This is a genomic window from Aeromonas sp. 11P, from assembly GCF_051920165.1.
Taxonomy (GTDB): domain Bacteria; phylum Pseudomonadota; class Gammaproteobacteria; order Enterobacterales; family Aeromonadaceae; genus Aeromonas; species Aeromonas veronii.
This window is the reverse complement of the sequence record NZ_JBQBDJ010000004.1, coordinates 2,701,029-2,720,000: the sequence shown is the minus strand read 5'-3', so window position 1 is coordinate 2,720,000 and position 18,972 is coordinate 2,701,029. Positions and strand designations below refer to the sequence as shown.

11 protein-coding genes, 1 tRNA gene, 3 rRNA genes and 2 pseudogenes (1 of these 17 cut by a window edge) are annotated in these 18,972 nt (G+C 60.3%); 13 read left to right on the top strand and 4 right to left on the bottom strand.

Going from position 1 to position 18,972, the window contains the following annotated elements; all coding sequences use genetic code 11:
- The 11 genes and pseudogenes from ACTG1P_RS12530 to ACTG1P_RS12480 all read left to right on the top strand — a co-directional run.
- Positions 1 to 1,242 (top strand): 23S ribosomal RNA (locus tag ACTG1P_RS12530); it begins 1,648 nt to the left of the window's first position.
- A gap of 78 nt (positions 1,243 to 1,320) precedes the next feature.
- A 5S ribosomal RNA gene (gene rrf / locus ACTG1P_RS12525) occupies positions 1,321 to 1,435 on the top strand.
- A 46-nt stretch (positions 1,436 to 1,481) separates the two neighbouring features.
- Positions 1,482 to 1,557 (top strand) — tRNA-Thr (locus ACTG1P_RS12520).
- Positions 1,558 to 1,584: 27 nt separating this feature from the next.
- Positions 1,585 to 1,699: ribosomal RNA gene (rrf, locus tag ACTG1P_RS12515) — 5S ribosomal RNA — on the top strand.
- Between the two features lie 165 nt (positions 1,700 to 1,864).
- The gene (gene ebgR / locus ACTG1P_RS12510) at positions 1,865 to 2,830 is read left to right on the top strand and encodes a transcriptional regulator EbgR (RefSeq protein WP_181269806.1); all 966 of its coding nucleotides are present in this window, start codon (positions 1,865 to 1,867) and stop codon (positions 2,828 to 2,830) included.
- A gap of 321 nt (positions 2,831 to 3,151) precedes the next feature.
- Complete coding sequence (ebgA, locus tag ACTG1P_RS12505) at positions 3,152 to 6,226, top strand: beta-galactosidase subunit alpha (RefSeq protein WP_440001401.1); 3,075 nt, start codon at positions 3,152 to 3,154, stop codon at positions 6,224 to 6,226.
- Positions 6,223 to 6,678 carry a beta-galactosidase subunit beta gene (locus tag ACTG1P_RS12500; RefSeq protein ID WP_440001400.1) on the top strand — a complete coding sequence of 152 codons (456 nt, stop codon included), beginning with the start codon at positions 6,223 to 6,225 and terminating at the stop codon, positions 6,676 to 6,678. Before ebgA ends, ACTG1P_RS12500 begins: the two co-directional genes overlap by 4 nt.
- A gap of 102 nt (positions 6,679 to 6,780) precedes the next feature.
- Positions 6,781 to 8,224, top strand: a pseudogene (locus tag ACTG1P_RS12495) (amino acid permease).
- Between the two features lie 76 nt (positions 8,225 to 8,300).
- Positions 8,301 to 8,639 (top strand): tRNA-binding protein, encoded by a 339-nt coding sequence (locus ACTG1P_RS12490; protein ID WP_005342042.1) that lies wholly within the window; start codon positions 8,301 to 8,303, stop codon positions 8,637 to 8,639.
- A gap of 166 nt (positions 8,640 to 8,805) precedes the next feature.
- Complete coding sequence (locus ACTG1P_RS12485; RefSeq protein ID WP_005339571.1) at positions 8,806 to 10,251, top strand: amino acid permease; 1,446 nt, start codon at positions 8,806 to 8,808, stop codon at positions 10,249 to 10,251.
- Between the two features lie 295 nt (positions 10,252 to 10,546).
- Positions 10,547 to 11,497 carry a bile acid:sodium symporter family protein gene (locus tag ACTG1P_RS12480; protein WP_440001399.1) on the top strand — a complete coding sequence of 317 codons (951 nt, stop codon included), beginning with the start codon at positions 10,547 to 10,549 and terminating at the stop codon, positions 11,495 to 11,497.
- Positions 11,498 to 11,576: 79 nt separating this feature from the next.
- On the opposite strand, the gene ovoA is transcribed toward ACTG1P_RS12480, so the two are convergent.
- Positions 11,577 to 13,727 (bottom strand): 5-histidylcysteine sulfoxide synthase, encoded by a 2,151-nt coding sequence (gene ovoA / locus ACTG1P_RS12475; protein WP_440001398.1) that lies wholly within the window; start codon positions 13,725 to 13,727, stop codon positions 11,577 to 11,579.
- Between the two features lie 363 nt (positions 13,728 to 14,090).
- Between ovoA and ACTG1P_RS12470 the strand changes: the two genes are divergently transcribed.
- Positions 14,091 to 14,813, top strand: coding sequence for a head GIN domain-containing protein (locus ACTG1P_RS12470; RefSeq protein ID WP_439981498.1), 723 nt, complete (start codon positions 14,091 to 14,093; stop codon positions 14,811 to 14,813).
- Between the two features lie 50 nt (positions 14,814 to 14,863).
- Here the strand turns inward: ACTG1P_RS12470 and fghA are convergent, their stop codons facing one another.
- Both fghA and ACTG1P_RS12460 read right to left on the bottom strand, forming a co-directional pair.
- Positions 14,864 to 15,700: an S-formylglutathione hydrolase gene (fghA, locus tag ACTG1P_RS12465; protein WP_439981497.1), complete on the bottom strand. Its 837-nt coding sequence runs from the start codon at positions 15,698 to 15,700 to the stop codon at positions 14,864 to 14,866.
- A gap of 48 nt (positions 15,701 to 15,748) precedes the next feature.
- Positions 15,749 to 16,875: pseudogene (locus tag ACTG1P_RS12460) on the bottom strand (S-(hydroxymethyl)glutathione dehydrogenase/class III alcohol dehydrogenase).
- Between the two features lie 121 nt (positions 16,876 to 16,996).
- On the opposite strand from ACTG1P_RS12460, the gene ACTG1P_RS12455 reads away from it, so the two are divergent.
- Positions 16,997 to 17,902 (top strand): LysR substrate-binding domain-containing protein, encoded by a 906-nt coding sequence (locus ACTG1P_RS12455; RefSeq protein ID WP_199415282.1) that lies wholly within the window; start codon positions 16,997 to 16,999, stop codon positions 17,900 to 17,902.
- A 120-nt stretch (positions 17,903 to 18,022) separates the two neighbouring features.
- On the opposite strand, the gene ACTG1P_RS12450 is transcribed toward ACTG1P_RS12455, so the two are convergent.
- Positions 18,023 to 18,886 (bottom strand): YicC/YloC family endoribonuclease, encoded by an 864-nt coding sequence (locus ACTG1P_RS12450; protein WP_005342032.1) that lies wholly within the window; start codon positions 18,884 to 18,886, stop codon positions 18,023 to 18,025.
- Positions 18,887 to 18,972: the final 86 nt, after the last annotated feature.

Below are 18,972 nucleotides of genomic sequence, written 5' to 3'. Positions count from 1 at the left end.
TGAAGGAACTAGGCAAAATAGAACCGTAACTTCGGGAGAAGGTTCGCTCTTGACAGTGAAGTCCCTTGCGGATGGAGCAGTTGGGAGTCGCAGTGACCAGATGGCTGGGACTGTTTATCAAAAACACAGCACTCTGCAAACACGAAAGTGGACGTATAGGGTGTGACACCTGCCCGGTGCCGGAAGGTTAATTGATGGGGTTAGCGCAAGCGAAGCTCTTGATCGAAGCCCCGGTAAACGGCGGCCGTAACTATAACGGTCCTAAGGTAGCGAAATTCCTTGTCGGGTAAGTTCCGACCTGCACGAATGGTGTAACCATGGCCATGCTGTCTCCACCCGAGACTCAGTGAAATCGAATTCGCCGTGAAGATGCGGTGTACCCGCGGCTAGACGGAAAGACCCCGTGAACCTTTACTACAGCTTGGCACTGAACATTGAACCTACATGTGTAGGATAGGTGGGAGGCTTTGAAGGCGTGACGCCAGTTGCGCTGGAGCCGTCCTTGAAATACCACCCTTGTATGTTTGATGTTCTAACGCAGGGCCCTGAATCGGGCTCGCGGACAGTGCCTGGTGGGTAGTTTGACTGGGGCGGTCTCCTCCCAAAGAGTAACGGAGGAGCACGAAGGTTGGCTAATCCTGGTCGGACATCAGGAGGTTAGTGCAATGGCATAAGCCAGCTTAACTGCGAGACGGACAGGTCGAGCAGGTACGAAAGTAGGTCATAGTGATCCGGTGGTTCTGAATGGAAGGGCCATCGCTCAACGGATAAAAGGTACTCCGGGGATAACAGGCTGATACCGCCCAAGAGTTCATATCGACGGCGGTGTTTGGCACCTCGATGTCGGCTCATCACATCCTGGGGCTGAAGTCGGTCCCAAGGGTATGGCTGTTCGCCATTTAAAGTGGTACGCGAGCTGGGTTCAGAACGTCGTGAGACAGTTCGGTCCCTATCTGCCGTGGGCGTTGGATGATTGAAGGGAGTTGCTCCTAGTACGAGAGGACCGGAGTGAACGAACCTCTGGTGTTCGGGTTGTCACGCCAGTGGCACTGCCCGGTAGCTAAGTTCGGAATCGATAACCGCTGAAAGCATCTAAGCGGGAAGCGAGCCCTGAGATGAGTCATCCCTGACCCCTTGAGGGTCCTAAAGGGCCGTTGGAGACCACAACGTTGATAGGTGGGGTGTGTAAGCGCAGCGATGTGTTGAGCTAACCCATACTAATTACCCGTGAGGCTTAACCATACAACACCCAAGAAGTGTTTCGAGCCTTGTAACGAATACGAAACTACTTACATCAGCTTTCACAGATTGAAGAATTTGCCTGGCGGCCATAGCGCCGTGGAACCACCTGATCCCATGCCGAACTCAGAAGTGAAACGCGGTAGCGCCGATGGTAGTGTGGCATTCGCCATGCGAGAGTAGGACACTGCCAGGCACCCAATTTCAAGATTACGCCCAGCGTGGTCTTTACCGGTTAGTGTGCTGATATGGCTCAGTCGGTAGAGCGCATCCTTGGTAAGGATGAGGTCCCCAGTTCGATTCTGGGTATCAGCACCATTTTCAAGTTAGTTTTAAAAGCTTTTGCCTGACGGCAATAGCGCCGTGGAACCACCTGATCCCATGCCGAACTCAGAAGTGAAACGCGGTAGCGCCGATGGTAGTGTGGCATTCGCCATGCGAGAGTAGGACACTGTCAGGCACCTATTTAGAAGAGGCCTCCCATTCGGGAGGCCTTTTTGCATTTCTGCTTTCCAAGAATCTGCCATCCCGACGGCATTTTAGTAAAAGTGCTGGGCTATCAAGGGATTGCCCGTTACTCTTTAGCCGTTACCGATTAACACGTGATGCTGCCAGCGAGGTATTGATGGCTACGTTGAAGGAAATTGCACAGGAAGCGGGGGTTTCTCTCGCCACGGTATCCCGGGTACTGAACGAGGATCCCAGCCTGAGCGTCAAGGAAGAGACCAAGCAGCGGATCTTCGAGATTGCCGAACGGCTGGAGTACAAGACCAGCAGCGCCCGCAAGGGGGTACACAAGAGCAAGCTGCACTTTCTGGTGGTCTATGCCTATCCCCAGAGTACCGAGGTCAACGACCCTTACTATCTCGCTATCCGTTATGGCATCGAGACCCAGAGTGCCCGCCTCAATATCGAACTGACCCATCTCTACAACTGCGGTGAAGGGCGCGAACTGAGCGCTGTGGATGGCATTCTGGTGGTCGGTACCCTCACAGCCGAGCGTCTCGTCCAGCTAAGGGCTTGTTCCAGTCAGCTGGTGTTTGTCGACTGCCGTTCACAGGGAGAGTTCGACTCGGTCGATGTGGATCTCGCTCTGATCAGCCAGCAGGTCGTCGACTACTTTATTGCGCAGGGGCACCAGCGCATCGGTTATATCGGTGGCCAGGATGAGAATCCGGACCTGCGTGAACTGGCTTTCCGCGATTATGGCCAGCGGCTGGGTGTGGTGCAGGAGAGCGATCTCTATCGTGGGGACTTCTCCAGCGCTTCCGGCTACCAGTTGGCGAAGGAGATGCTGGCTGGCGACTGGCCCAAGGCGCTGTTCGTCGCCTCCGACTCCATCGCCATTGGTGTGCTGCGTGCCATTCACGAGAAGGGACTGGCGATTCCCCAGCAGATCGAGCTTATCAGCGTCAACGATATCCCGACCGCCAAGTTCACCTTCCCGCCGCTCTCAACGGTGCGGATCCACTCCGAGTTGATGGGCACCCAGGGGGTCAATTTGCTGGTTGAGCGGCTGCGAGACGAGCGGGATATCCCGCTGAGGGTGCTCGTGCCGAGCAAGCTCACCCTGCGCGGTACTACCCGGTAGTTTTAGTAAAACATTCTGTCTTTTAGTCGCACCACCTTGCGGTGGTGCGACACATCTCCCTAGCAAACCTCTTTCCCATATCATCCAACAACTTCATATCATATTGTTTTATAGTTGATTTTATTGTGGTTCAGCCAGCTGCTATCAACATCCATGCCACTCATCCATATCTTGCCCTCCTTTATCTCCCGCTTCTGATCTCGCTCACAAAACCATCTGTTCATTGTGATCAGGTTAAAATTTTACCAATTCAAAGCTGATATTTAGTAAATGTTTATCTAGAGTTTACCCAGTCAAAGTTGCCTTGTTCCGGGAGGACATGTGAATAACTGGGAAAACGTCCAATTCGTTGGTGAAAACAGGCTGGCCCCGCGCGCCTACTTCTTCTCTTATGCCGCCCACGGGCTGGCGGTCACCATGCAGCGCGAGCTGAGCCGCCGTTTTCTGAGCCTTGGCGGCCAGTGGCAGTTCCACTACTTCGACCACCCCCTGCAGGTGCCGGAGGCCTTCTATCACAGCCCCATGAGCGAGTGGGGCCAGATCACCGTGCCCAACATGTGGCAGATGGAAGGGCACGGCCAGCTGCAGTACACCGACGAGGGTTTTCCCTTTCCCATCGACGTGCCCTTCGTGCCGACCAACAACCCCACCGGTGCCTATCAGCGAAGCTTCACACTGAGCCCGGCCTGGGATGGCGAGCAGGTGATCATCAAGTTTGACGGGGTGGAGACCTACTTCGAGGTCTATGTGAACGGCCACTATGTCGGCTTCAGCAAGGGGAGCCGTCTCACCGCCGAGTTCGATATCAGCGCCTACGCCAACATTGGCGAGAACCTGCTGTCGGTGCGGGTGATGCAGTGGGCTGACTCCACTTATATCGAAGATCAGGACATGTGGTGGATGGCGGGCATCTTCCGCGACGTCTACCTGGTGGGCAAACCGGCCGCCCATGTGCAGGACTTCTTCATCCGCACCGCGCTGGCTGATGACAATCAAAGCGCCACCCTGAGCTGCGATATCCAGTTGGAAAATCTGGGGGCGCCCGCCCGTGATCACCGTCTGGTCTGGTCGCTGCTGGATCAGGGCAGTGAGATCGCCAGCGGCTCCCTCGACCATCTCGCCATCGACGGCAAGTGTGATTGCCGCTTCACGCTGGATCTGGCCCACCCCCATCTGTGGAGTGCCGAAGATCCTTACCTCTATCAGCTGCAACTCTCCCTCTACAACGGGCAGGGCGAGCTGCTGGAAGTGATCCCGCAGCGGGTCGGGGTGCGTGAAATCAAGGTCAAGGATGGCCTCTTCTACGTCAACGGCCACTACCTCAAGCTGCACGGGGTGAACCGCCACGACAACGACCATCTCAAGAGCCGTGCGGTCGGCATGGATCGTGTTGAACGCGATATCGTGCTGATGAAGCAGCACAACCTCAACTCGGTACGTACCGCCCACTACCCGAACGATCCTCGCTTCTACGAGCTGTGCGACCAGTACGGTCTGTTCGTGATGGCGGAGACTGACGTGGAGACCCACGGTTTTGCCAACGTCGGCGATCTCAGCCGCATCACCGACGATCCCTTCTGGGAGCCGGTGTTCGTGGATCGCATCGAGCGCCATGTGCACGCCCAGAAGAACCACCCCTCCATCATCATCTGGTCGCTCGGCAACGAGTCCGGCTACGGCTGCAACATCAGAGCCATGTACCAGCGCTGCAAGGCGATCGACCCGACCCGGCTGGTGCACTACGAAGAGGATCGCGATGCCGAGGTGGTGGATGTGGTCAGTACCATGTATTCCCGCGTCTCCCAGATGAATTGCTTTGGCGAGTTCCCGATGGAGAAGCCACGCATCCTCTGCGAATACGCCCACGCCATGGGCAACGGCCCGGGTGGTCTTAGCGAATACCAGCAGGTGTTTGACCGCCATCCCCACATTCAGGGCCACTACATCTGGGAGTGGTGCGATCACGGCATTCTGGATCAGGACGAGCAGGGCCGCCCGGTCTACAAGTACGGTGGCGACTACGGCGACTACCCCAACAACTACAACTTCTGCATGGATGGCCTCATCTATCCAGATCAGACCCCGGGGCCTGGCCTGCGCGAATACAAGCAGGTGATCTGCCCGGTCAAGGTGCGGGCGCTGGATCTGGCGAGCGGCAAGCTGGTGGTGGAAAACCGCTACTGGTTCTCCACTCTCGACGATATCCGCCTGCTGGTCGAAGTGAAGGCCGAGGGCGAGCTGCTGGCCAGCCAGCAAATCCGGCTGGAAGGGGTTGCCCCCGGTGCCACCACAGAGCTGCAACTCGAGCTGCCCTCTTTAGATGGGCGGGAAACCTTCGTCCAGCTGCGGGTCATCAAGGCCACCGCCACCCGCTACAGCGCGGCGGAGCACGAGCTTGGCCAGTACCAGTTCCAGCTGAAAGAGTTGACTCGCCAGCTGCAGCCCTTTGCCAATCCCAACGCCACTGCGTTGCAGATCGCCGACGAGCGCCTCTCGCTGACCCTGAGTGGCAGCGGCTTTGCCCTGCGCTTCTCACGCCTCGACGGCAAGCTGGTGAGCTGGCAGCAGGATGGCAATGAGCTGATTGAGCGCTCGCCGCGCCTCACCTTCTTCAAGCCGATGATCGACAACCACAAGCAGGAGTACGAGAGTCTGTGGCACCCGAATCACCTGCAGATCATGCAGGAGCACTTCCGCACTCTGAGCTGGCGTCAGCTGGGCGAGGCAGTCGAGGTGACGGTGGAAAGCCTGATCGCGCCGCCGGTGTTCGACTTCGGTATGCGCTGCCGCTACGTCTACACCCTGAGCCCGAACGGTCAGCTACATGTGGCGCTCTCTGGCCAGCCCTACGGCGGCTATGACGACATCATCCCCAAGATCGGCTTCGAGCTGGGCATTCGTCAGGATCTCGACCGGGTGCACTACTACGGCATGGGGCCGGGCGAAAACTATCAGGACAGCCGCCAGAGCAACTGGATCGACAGCTTCCAGAGCACAGTCAGCGAGATGTGGGAGCACTACCCCTTCCCGCAGGACAACGGCAACCGCCAGCAGGTGCGCTGGGCGACCCTGACCAACCGTCACGGCGCCGGTCTCTACGTGCGACCCGATGCCCCCATCAACCTGAGCGTCTGGCCCTACAGCTGGGAGCATATCCATGCGGCGCAGCACATCAACGAGCTGGAGCCCTGCGGTTATCTCACCCTCAATCTGGATCACAAGGTGCTGGGGCTGGGCTCCAACTCCTGGGGCTCCGAGGTGCTTGACTCCTGGCGGGTGCGCTTCGAGCCATTCAGCTTCGGCCTGACCCTGCTGCCCATCGCCCGTGGCAACCTCAATCCGGCTGCGCTGGCCGGGCTCGATCTCACCATCAACGGCGGGAGGAGCCTCGCATGATCACCCTGGACAACCTGACCCTGTTCAAAAACATCTACCGGGAAGGCAAGAAGTGGGGCCGCTGCGTGGAGGCCATCAACAACCTGCCGAACCTCAAACCCGGCATCTGCCACTCCATCGGTGACTCCCTCACCTATCGCTTGCAGGAGGGAGCCAGCCCGGCCACCTCCCTGTTCGAGGGGCAGCGCCGCTACTTCGACGTTCACTACTACCTGGAAGGGGCAGAGACGGTGGAGTGGGCCCTCAAGTCGGAGCTGGGGGTCGAGCAGGTGTATGACGACACCACCGACCGCGAGTGGCTGGCCGGCGAGGTGCGTGCGTGCCAGAAAGTCGGCAACGGTCAGGTGGTGATCTTCGAGAACGACGAGGCCTACCGCTTCGTCGGCGATGCGCCGGTGCGCAAGGTGATCATCAAGGTCACCGTCGAAGGCGGCTACTTCAAGAACAAATAACAAGCCGCCGGTTCTGCACTGATAAAAGCCGGAAGGGCGGGGTTCACCCTACAACCCATGCCCCGCCCTTTCGCTAGATAACTACAGGTCTGGAGATGCACCATGTCTGATTCCAAACGCAACACGATAGGCAAGTTTGGTCTGCTGTCGCTCACCTTCGCGGCGGTATTCAGCTTCAACAACGTCATCAACAACAACATCGAGATCGGTCTGGCCTCGGCCCCGATGTTCTTTCTGGCCACCATTTTCTACTTCATTCCGTTCTGCCTGATCATTGCGGAATTTGTGTCACTGAACAAAAACTCCGAAGCGGGGGTGTATGCCTGGGTGAAGAGCTCCCTCGGCGGTCGCTGGGCCTTTATCTCCGCCTACACCTACTGGTTCGTGAACCTCTTCTTCTTCACCTCGCTGCTGCCGCGGGTTATCGCCTACGCCTCCTATGCCTTCCTCGGCTACGAGTACATTCTCACTCCGGTGGCGACCACGGCCTTGAGCATGGTGCTGTTTGCCTTTGCCACCTACGTTTCCACCAACGGCGCCAAGATGCTTGGCCCCATCACCTCGGTGACCTCGTCCCTGATGCTGCTGCTAACCCTCTCCTACATCCTGCTGGCAGGTGCGGCACTGGTGGGCGGCGTACAGCCGGCCGACCCCATCACGGTAGAGGCCATGGTTCCCGATTTCAGCTGGGCCTTCCTCGGCATCACCACCTGGATCTTTATGGCAGCCGGTGGCGCCGAGTCGGTGGCGGTCTACGTCAATGACGTGAAAGGGGGCTCCAAGTCATTCGTGAAGGTGATCATCATCGCCGGGATCTTTATCGGCGTGCTCTACTCCATCGCCTCGCTGTTGATCAACGTGTTCGTACCGAGCGGCACCCTGAAATATACCGGCGGCTCGGTGCAGGTGTTCGGGGCTGGCTGCCTACTTCGGTTTGCCGGAGATCCTGATGAACCGCTTCGTCGGGCTGGTCTCCTTCACCGCCATGTTCGGCTCCCTGCTGATGTGGACCGCTACCCCGGTGAAGATCTTCTTCTCCGAGATCCCGGCCGGTATCTTCGGCAAGAAAACCGTCGAGCTGAACGAAAACGGCGTGCCCGCCCGTGCAGCCTGGATCCAGTACCTCATCGTGCTGCCGCTGATGGTGATCCCGACTCTGGGTTCCAACACAGCGCAGGATCTGATGAACACCGTCATCAACATGACCGCCGCCGCTTCCATGCTGCCGCCGCTGTTCATCATGCTGGCCTACCTCAATCTGCGCCTGAAACTCGACCACCTGCCGCGGGAGTTCAAGATGGGTTCGCGTACCACCGGCATCGCCGTGGTCTCGGTGCTGATCGCCATCTTCTCGGTGGGCTTCCTCGCCTCCACCTTCCCGACCGGCGCCGACATCATGACCATCATCTTCTACAACGTCGGCGGGATCGTGATTTTCCTCGGCTTCGCTTGGTGGAAATACAACAGATACGAGGCCTCCCTCAGTACCGAAGCGCGTGCCAAAGAGGCCCAGCCGACAGCGCAGGTTGCCATGCAGGCACCATAAACACAGCATTTACTCCCAATCAAACCGGGTGGCCGTTGGCCACCCGCAAACCGTTGAACCAGAAAAGGAAAAGAGCATGAGCGAGACGATCGAGTTTGCCGAATTCAAACGGGTCGAGATGAAGGTGGGCAAGGTGTTGGAGGTGGTGCGCCACCCCGGTGCCGACAAACTCTACATCGTCCAGATCGACGTGGGTGGCGAGCGGCCGCTGCAGACCGTCACCAGTCTGGTGCCTTACTACAGCGAAGAGGAGCTGATGGGCAGCGAGGTGGTGGTGCTGACCAACCTCAAGCCGACCAAGATGCGCGGTGAGCGATCCGAGTGCATGTTGCTGTGCGCCGAGACCCCGGACGAGAGCCAGAGTGTGCTGTTGCAACCGCGGGTGCCGATGGCGCCGGGCACTCCGATCGTCTGAATGGTATTGCGAGCCGGTGCGGGAGACGGTACCGGTTCAGCAACGAGGCCGTGCACGCGGCCCGATCATAACAAGAGAGTAAAGCGCGGGGCCGACAGACCCTTGCCGAACACATCACAGAGTCACTGCGCTCCCCACCGGGAGCGCGAGTCCACTGGAGGACACCATGTCTGAATCCGTACGCGGCACCATAGGCAAGTTTGCCTTGTTGTCGATGACCTTTGCCGCCGTGTTCAACGTGCGCAACATCGTCAACAACAACATCGAGCTGGGGCTCAGCTCCGCCCCCATCTTCCTGCTGGCGACCATCGTCTACTTCATCCCGTTCGTCTTCATCATCGCCGAGTTCGTCTCGGCCAACAAAAACTCCGAGTCGGGGATGTACGACTGGCTGAAAAAACCGCTCGGCACCCGGATGGCCTATCTGGGCTCTTTTCTCTACTGGTTCGTGAACCTGTTCTGGTTCGTCTCATTGCTGCCCAACGTCATCGCCTACGCCTCCTACGCCATGCTGGGCTATGAGTACAGCTTCTCACCCATGGTCACCTCGATCATCTCCATCGTGCTGTTTGCAGCGGCGACCCACATCTCCACCAAGGGAGCGAGCTGGCTCGGCAAGATTGCCGAGATCGTGGCCTACGGTGTGTTTGCCCTGTTCGCCATCTATGTGCTGGGCGCCCTCATGGCCCTGAGTGGCGATCATGTGCCGGCCCAGCCCATCACGCTGGAGGCGATGACCCCTACCGTCAACTGGGCGACGCTGGGCATCATGTGCTGGATCTTCCAGGCGGCGGGCGGTGCCGAGACCGCAGCGGCCTACCTCAATGATGTGAAGGGGGGCCAGAAGTCCTTCATCAAGGTGATCATCAGTGCCGGTATCGTCATCGGTGCCATGTATGCGGTCGGTTCCCTGCTGGTGAACGTGTTCGTGCCGCGCGAGAGCCTCACTTATGCCGGCGGCATGGTGGAGATCTTCACCGGCATGGCGCAGTATTTCGGGCTTTCCGAGGCGCTGGTGGGCCGCTTCGTCGGCGTGGTGCTGTTCATCGCCATGTTCGGCTCCATGATGATGTGGACCTCGGCGCCGGTGAAGATCCACTTCTCCGAGATCCCGCAGGGGGTTTACGGCGAGAAGACCACCCAGCTCAACGAGCACGGCGTGCCGGTGCGCGCCGCCTGGTGGCAGTTTGTCTTCGTGTTCGCGATGCTGGTGGTCAACGGCTTCGGCTCCGAGTCGGTGCAGCAGATGATGAACACCGCCATCAACCTCACCGCCGGCACCGCCATGTTGCCGCCGATCTTCATCATGGTGGCCTACTTCGTGTTCCGCTGGAAACATGACGACACCCCGCGCGACTTCCGTATGGGGTCGCGCAAGTTCGGGATGGGCGTGGTGTCGGTGCTGATCGCCATCTTCGTGGTGAGCATGAGTGCCTCCGCCTTCCCGGCCGGGGTGGATCTGGTGCGCGCCTTCTTCATCAACGTCTTTATGACCGCGGTCTTCTCGGCGCTGGCCTACTGGTGGATCTCCCGCTTCGAGAAGCGGCAGGCCCGCAAGCTCGGCGGCAATGAGAAGAAAACCGGCAACGGCAAGCTGGTCAGCCAGCGCTGATCGGCTGGGTGAAAAAGCGGAACGGGCGGCCTTGGTCGCCCGTTTTTTTATCCATTTTTAGCCGTTGGGTAGCTGTCACAGCCGGTTTATCGTCAACTTTTGCTGCGCAATATGGCGAATGCGTTAAGCATTGATGAACAATTATTCGCCGCTCAACTTTGCGCCTCTCCGTTATCGGGGTAAGCTGGAGGTTCGTTTTAGCGGGAGGTGCCAGACATCTCCCGCTCTGTTTCTTGTCCTCCCCAATCCTGACTGTCGCCACGGCAGCAGGATGCCCTTCTGATGGAGACCTTTCGTGCGTCTGGATCCCTTTACTGTTGTGCTGATTGCGGTGGTCACCCTGGCCTCTCTCTTTCCCTGCGAGGGGCAGGTGGCTGTCTGGTTCGGTCTGCTGACCAAGCTGGCGGTGGCGCTCTTGTTCTTCATGCATGGCGCCAAGTTGTCGCGCCAGAACCTGTTGGCGGGCCTCGGTCACTGGCGGCTCCATCTGGTGGTGATGCTCAGCACCTTCGTGCTCTTTCCGCTGCTCGGGCTGCTGCTCACCCCGCTGGTACCAGGCTGGCTGAGCCCGGCCATCTACCTCGGCTTCCTCTATCTCTGCGCCCTGCCAGCCACCGTGCAGTCGGCCATCGCCTTTACCTCGATGGCGGGGGGCAATGTGTCGGCGGCGGTGTGCAGCGCCTCGGCCTCCAGCATCCTCGGCATCTTCCTCTCGCCGGTGCTGGTGGGGATGATGATCCATGTGCAGGGGGAGGGGATCGACACCTGGCACTCCATCCAGTCCATCATGATGCAGCTGATGCTGCCGTTTGTGGTGGGCCACCTGTCGCGCCCGCTCATTGGTCGCTGGGTCGATAGCCACCGTCCGCTCATCGGCAAGCTGGATCAGAGCTCCATCCTGCTGGTGGTCTACGTCGCCTTCAGCGAGGCGGTGGTGCAGGGTATTTGGCATCAGGTAGGTTGGTACGATCTGGCCAGTATCGTGCTGCTGAGCTGCGTCTTGCTGACGCTGGTGCTCTGCTGGAACGTCTGGATCAGCCGTCGCCTCGGCTTCAACAAGGCAGACGAGATCACCATCGTCTTCTGCGGCTCCAAGAAGAGCCTCGCCAACGGGGTGCCGATGGCCAACGTCATGTTCCCGGCCGCCAGCGTCGGGGTGATGGTGCTGCCGCTGATGATCTTCCACCAGATCCAGCTGATGGTCTGCGCCGTGCTGGCCCGCCGCTATCACGAGCAGGGGCATTGATACTCGCGCCGTTTTTACTGCCATAAAAAGAGGGAGGCCCGTTGGCCTCCCTCTTTTTATCTATAAGCCGACCGGCGGATTAGCGTTTGCGCCAGACGGTGAGCTGCGCCACCGTGTGCTGGTATTTGCGGGCTGTCTCGCGGATGACGAAGGGCACATCCCGCGGCGGGCAGTGCTCCTCGAACTCCGCCGCCAGCAGCCGTTGCAGCGCCTGATAGGTGGTGAGCGCCTCGCCGTTTTCACGAATGCCACCGAGCCAGTTGGCGGGCGGGGTATATTCCGCCAGCCAGGTGTAGGGGCTGGTGAGCACCAGCAGGCCACCGCTGCGCAGCCGGGGGGCGATATCCCGCAGGAAGCGGGCGGGCTCCCGCAGCCGGTCGATCAGGTTGGAGGCGAGCACCAGATCATAGTGGTCATATTTGGGCTTGAGGTTGCAGGCATCCCCCTGACTGAAGTGGATGCGCTCAGCCTGGCTCGCCCCCAGCCCGTGGCTCGACAGGCGCGCCTCGCAATACTCCACCAGTTCACCCTCCAGCGGAATGGCGTAGCGGAAACTGTCCTGACTGGCGAGGGCCAGCGCCACATCGATGAAGCGGGCCGAGTAGTCCACCCCGTCCACATGCTGGAAGTGGCGGGCCAGTTCGAAGCTGGCGCGGCCGGTGGCACAGCCGATATCCAGCGCCCGCTGGTGGTTGCTGCAGAGCTCGCCAGCAAGATCAGCAAGCGTCTTGGCGTAGTTGGCTACCCCGAAGTGGCTCGGGCCGTACTGGAAGTCGAGGTACTGAGCGACCAGCGTGTCGGTTTCATAGGGATTCACGATAACGGGTTCCTGATAACGGGAGACCAGATAGCGGAAGCCCGCATGCTGGAAGAAGTGACGCCGGAAGGCGTAACGGGATGATTTGAGCGCTTCGTTACCCGTGCTGATCCAGCTGCCGCCCTTGATCAGGGTATGTTTGCCATCAAAGGTGGGGGTGGAGAAGTCGTCGTAGAGCGGGTGGATTTTAAAGCCGTCGAAGCCATCGATGGCTGTGCTGGTCCACTGCCAGACATTGCCCACCAGATCGAAGAACTCCCCTTGCGGGCAGGCATCCACCGGGCAGGAGGAGGCGAAACGGGCCAGATTGATATTGCCGGGGGCCTCCGTCCAGTCCGGCTGATCGCCGGGTAGCCACTCGCGCAGCAGCATCCATTCCGCCTCGCTCGGCAGCTGGATGGGGAGTCCGGTCCGGGCCGCCTTCCAGCGACAGAAGGCAGCCGCCTCCAGCTGATTCACCTCCACCGGCCAGTCCCAGGGCATGGCGACCTGCGCGGTCATCAGCCGCAACTGCAATTGCCCGGGCTCGGCGGGGTCACCCACCCAGAAGGTGGGCATCTGCGCCTTGGCGTACTGGCACCAGCTCCACCCCTCCTCATCCCACCACTGTTGCTGGCCATAGCCCCCCGCCTGGACGAAGGCGAGGTACTCGGCGTTGCTCACCAGCATGCGGCTGGCCTGAAACGGGGCCAGCTCGATCTGGCGCTCGCCATATTCGTTGTCCCAGCCGTAGGTGGCGTCCTGCTTGCCAAGGCGCACCTTGCCGCCAGCCACCGGCAGGAGACTGTTTGCTGGCACCTGATCAATGCGGTGGCGTGCTTCGGGGCAGGCGGGCCAATATGGCTGTGGCCGCACCCAGGCGAGTGGCAACTGGCGGATCAGCACGCTGGAGGTCTCGAGGTGGATGCGCTCGTGCTCTATCCCCATCAGGATCACCCAGGCCGGGCTCTGCCAGTCGATGGGCAGGGTGAGCGGCATCTGGCGGATGAAATCGCACACCAGCGAACGGACTTTGGCCCGATAGCTGCGTAGCTCGCTGACTTTGGGCCAGTCGTAGTGGGTCTCGTCGAGATCATCCCAGCTCATCTCGTCCACCCCGATGGCGACCATGGCCTCGATGCGGGCATCCAGCCGCTGATCGATCAGGCGTGCCGCCAGCAGCTTGTTGATAAAGAAGGCGGCGGTGTGGCCGTAGTAGAAGATGAGCGGGTGGCGTAGCGGGATCGCCTTGTTGAACCAGGCCCGCTCATCGGCCAGACAGTCGAACAGTGAGTCGTAGAGATCGAAGGTCTGGCAGAAGTAGGCGAGCAGCTCGCGCCGTTTCTGCTCGGGATCCCTGCCGGTCAGCAACGGGGTGCGAGTCGGTTCCGGCAGACCGGTGGCGGTGGCATAGAGAGGGCTTGCTTGGATCACGCTCTGACTCCTTGTTGGCAGTGAAGACTGACAAGACAGTGGTAATGACATTACCGCAATGGAGAGCTTGGTACGCACGAAGTACCACTATTGGCTCAACAGACCGGCAGGGCAATTAAAAACTTCCACGGGCTGTCAGCATAGTGACCGACAGGGTGACCCGCCAATCAGCCACAATCATATCCGTTCGAGAATGGTTATTTTCACCAAAATATGGTCTAAATGGCTCTCTAAATTTTTCTGTCTGTTCTGGTGTAAATGGTTATTTCCTTTTGAATCATCATGTTAATTTTTGGCTCACGCTTTGCAGAGCATGAAAACCAATTGGCCCGGGATGGCCAACACATAAGGAGGAGAGTAGCGATGAAATGGATGATGGTTGTCATGTTGATGGCAGGGATCAGTGGTTGTCACTGGCTGGATCAGACCAGAGTGACCGGAACGGGGGCTGTGGTCGAGCGCCAGCAGGCGCTTGGTGACGGGGTGACCCGGGTGCTGGCGGGGGTGCCTGCCACCCTCCATCTGGTTGCGGGGGAGCCGCGCGGTATCCTGATCAAGGGGCAGGAGAACCTGCTGCCCTATCTGGTACTGACCGAGAGCGGCGACCAGCTGGAGATCGAGGTGAAGGAGGGTTACCGGCTCGATCCTACCGAGCCGCTGGAGCTGACCATCACCTTGCCGGTGCTGAACGAACTGGCATTGGCCGGGACCGGCAACGGCGATCTGAGCGGCTTCAAGGGCGATGAGCTGGTGCTGTCGGTGGCCGGTACCGGTGACATCGTCGCCAGTCAGCTGGAGCTGAAACGGCTGGAAGGGAATATCGCTGGCACCGGCAGTCTGGAGCTGGGCAGCGGTTCGGCACAGGCCATCGAGCTGAACATTGCCGGTGCTGGCGATGTGCTCGGGAGCGAGATGCGCGGCAACGAGGTAGAGGTCAATATCGCCGGCAGCGGTGATGTGGCGGTGCGGGCGCAGGAGACGCTGAAAGTCGGCATCGCCGGCTCAGGCAACATCGCCTACTGGGGCGATCCCAAGGTGGAGCAGCAGATCGCAGGCTCCGGCGGCGTGACCCGAGCGGGCAGCTGATATCAACCGATCACCACAACTGAAACAGGCCCATCACGGGCCTGTTTTGATCAGAGGTGGCGGGCGTGAAAGCGCAGGTGCACCTCGATAAAGCTCGCCACGAAGTAGTAGCTGTGGTCATAGCCCTCATGGCGGTTGAGCTCGAGCGGCCACCCCTTGCTGGCGGCCACTTCGGCCAGCGCATCGATATGCAACTGCTCGGCGAGGAAGGGATCATCCAGCCCCACATCTACCAAGGTTGGCAGCGGCGTGACCGGCTGGTGGCGCAGCAGCTGGCAGGCATCCCACTCCTGCCACAGCAGAGGATTGCTGCCGAGATACGCCCCGAGCGCCTTCTGGCCCCAGGGGCAGCGGCTCGGGTGACAGATCGGGCTGAACGCCGAGACCGAGCGGTAGCGACCGGGCTCCCGCAACGCGGCGATCAGCGCACCGTGACCGCCCATGGAGTGGCCACTGATGGCGCGTCGGGTCGAGACCGGGAAGTGGGTCTCTATCAAGTCAGGCAGCTCGCGGGTGACGTAGTCATACATCTGGTAGTGAGCCTGCCAGGGGCTCTGGCTGGCATTGACGTAAAAGCCTGCTCCCATGCCGAGGTCATAACCGGGATCGTTCGCTACGCCGTCGCCGCGGGGGCTGGTGTCCGGCGCCACCAGGGCGATGCCAAGCTCGGCGGCGATACGCTGGGCGCCCGCCTTCTGCATAAAGTTCTCATCGGTGCAGGTGAGGCCGCTGAGCCAGTAGAGCACGGGCACCTTCTGGCCGGTGAGGGCCTGAGGCGGCAGATAGATGGCAAAATTCATCTCGCAGCCGAGCACGCTGGCGCTGTGGCGATAGCGCTTGTGCCAGCCGCCGAAGCTCTTGTTGCTGCTGATAATCTCCAGATTCATCGAAGGACTCCTGCACCCCGCCCACGATAGCGGGCGGGGCGATCATGCTCAGTAGTGGATGACGGTGCGGATGCTTTTGCCTTCGTGCATCAGATCGAATGCCTCGTTGATCTGCTCAAGCGGCATGGTGTGGGTGATGAAGTCATCGAGGCGGAACTCGCCCTGCATGTAGCGCTGCACATAGCTCGGCAGTTCGCTGCGACCGCGTACCCCGCCGAAGGCGCTGCCGCGCCAGACCCGACCGGTCACCAGCTGGAACGGACGGGTGCTGATCTCCTGACCCGCTCCGGCGACGCCGATGATGACCGACTCGCCCCAACCCTTGTGGCAGCACTCCAGCGCCGCGCGCATCACCTTGACGTTGCCGATGCACTCGAACGAGAAGTCGACGCCGCCGTCGGTGAGCTCGACGATCACCTCCTGGATGGGCTTGTCATAGTCGTTCGGGTTGATGCAGTCGGTGGCGCCCAGCTTGCGGGCCAGTTCGAACTTGCTCTCGTTGATGTCGATGGCGATGATGCGGCCGGCCTTGGCCAGACGGGCGCCGATGACCGCCGAGAGGCCGATGCCACCCAGCCCGAAGATGGCGACGCTCTCACCCTCTTTCACCTTGGCGGTGTTCATCACGGCGCCGATGCCGGTGGTGACGCCGCAGCCCAGCAGACAGACCTCTTCCAGCGGGGCGGCCGGATCCACCTTGGCGATGGAGATTTCGGGCAGTACCGTGTATTCGCTGAAGGTGGAGGTGCCCATGTAGTGGTAGATGGGCTGGCCGTCCTTGGAGAAGCGGGTGGTGCCGTCCGGCATCAGCCCCTTGCCCTGGGTGGCGCGGATCTTCTGGCACAGGTTGGTCTTGCCGGATTTGCAGAACTTGCACTCGCCGCACTCGGGGTGTAGAGCGGGATCACGTGATCGCCCACCTTGACGCTGGTGACCCCTTCGCCGACCGATTCGACAATGCCGCCCCCCTCGTGACCGAGAATGCAGGGGAAGACTCCTTCCGGATCCTCACCGGAGAGGGTGAAGGCATCGGTGTGGCAGACACCGGTGGCGACGATGCGTACCCGCACCTCGCCCGCTTGCGGCGGCATGACCTCGATCTCTTCGATGGAGAGGGGCTGACCCGGGCCCCAGGCGATGGCGGCTTTACACTTGATGCTTTGAACCTGTGTCATGGATGAGATCCTTATTTTTTGAGGTAGATGGACAGAGATGAACTCAGGTACCCAGTGTAGTTTCCATTCGATTTGGTGATAATAAGGTGAAATATCAAATCACTTTTACACACAGGTAATAATGTTCGGCTGGGAAGGGATCTGTGAATTTGTCAGCGTGGCGGAGCAGGGGGGCTTTACTCCGGCGGCGCGCAAGCTGGGGGTGTCGGTAGCCCAGGTGAGCCGTCAGGTGGCACAGCTGGAGGATCGGCTGCAGGCCAAGCTGCTGCTGCGCACCACCCGTCAGGTGCGGCTCACCGAGCTTGGCGAGATCTACTATCGCCACTGCCGCCAGCTGCTCGACAACCTCTACGAGGCGGAGCTGGCGGTAGGTCGCCATCAGGCGGTGCCGCAAGGTTCGCTGCGCATTACGGCACCCGTCTCCTACGGCGAGAGCCGCATCGCCCCGTTGGTGAACGACTTCATGGTGCGTTTCCCCCAGCTGGAGGTGACGCTCAACCTCACCAATCAGCAGCTGGATCTGGTGCACGAAGGCTACGATCTGGCGCTGCGGCTCGGCCATCTCAAGGATTCGACGCTGGTGGCGCGCAAGCTGGCGCAGCGGGTGCCTTATGTCTGTGCCTCACCGGCTTACACCGCCCGCCACGGTATACCAAACAGCCTCTCCGAGCTGACCCGCCATACCTGTCTGGTGGGCAACAGCGACGAGTGGCACTTCACTCTGGATGGCCGCCCCCACAGCGTGCGGGTGCGCGGCTTGTTGCAGTGCAACAGCGGCCACGCCCTGCTGGATGCGGCGCTCAAAGGGATCGGCATCATCCAGCTGCCGGACTACTACGTGAGCGACCATCTTGCCCGAGGCGAGCTGATCGAGCTGCTGCCCGAGCTGCGGGCGCCGGCGGAGGGGATCTGGGCCCTCTATCCCCACAACCGCCACCTCTCTCCCAAGGTGCGGCTGCTGGTGGACTATCTGGCCGAACGGCTGAGCGACCCTCACCAACCGGCGCTGGTGATGCCGATAGGCTAGGGCATTTCCCGCTCGTTGATTCACTGGCGGCGGGCGAGCGGTGCGATGGCCGGAAAATAAAAGAGCCCTTGAGGAATCAAGGGCTCTTTTGCAGGTAACAACCGGAGAGTCAGCGACCCATCACTCGATGTTCTGGATCTGCTCGCGCATCTGCTCGATGAGGACCTTCAGCTCGACGGCGGACTGGGTCACTTCGGCGTTGATCGACTTTGAACCAAGCGTGTTCGACTCGCGGTTGAACTCCTGCATCATGAAGTCGAGACGACGGCCGCAGGCGCCACCCTTCTTCATGATCTTGTTGGTCTCGCTGATGTGCATCTCCAGACGATCCAGCTCTTCGGCCACGTCAATCTTCTGGGCCAGCAGCACGATCTCCTGCTCGATGCGGGCCGGATCCAGCTCCACCTTGGCTTCGGCCAGCCGGTCGGTGAGCTTCTGGCGCTGCCACTCGATGATCTGCGGCAGGTGGACGCGCACCTTCTTCACTTCCACCTGAATACCGGCCAGACGCTGTTCGATCAGCGCCTTGAGGTTGGCCCCTTCGCTGGCGCGGGAGGCGAGGAAATCTTCCATAGTCTGGTCAAAACCGCCGAGCAGCTCGGTGGCGACCGCATCCATGTCCTGTTCGGCGGCAGCCATGACACCCGGCCAGCGCAGCACGTCGACCGGGTTGAGCTGGCCCTGGCCCGCTTCTTTCATTACCCAGCTGGCGCTGTCGATGATGAGCTTGGCCAGCTCTTCATTGATGTGCAGCTGGCTGGCTGCGGCCTGAGCGGCCTCGAAGCGCAGGTTGCACTCCACCTTGCCGCGCTGCAGTTTGGCGCGGAAACGCTCACGCAGAACCGGCTCCAGGCTGCGCAGTTGCTCCGGCAGGCGAATGTAGGTTTCCAGATAGCGCTGGTTGACCGAACGAATTTCCCAAACGGCTGTGCCCCAGTCGCCCTTGAATTCCTTGCGGGCGTAGGCGGTCATGCTGTGAATCATTGATTGTTCCGGGCTTGATGAAGTGTGCGGCCAGTATACTCAGCCCGGCCCTGCTCGTCAGCCGATGCCGTGGTTTTAGCGGCTGA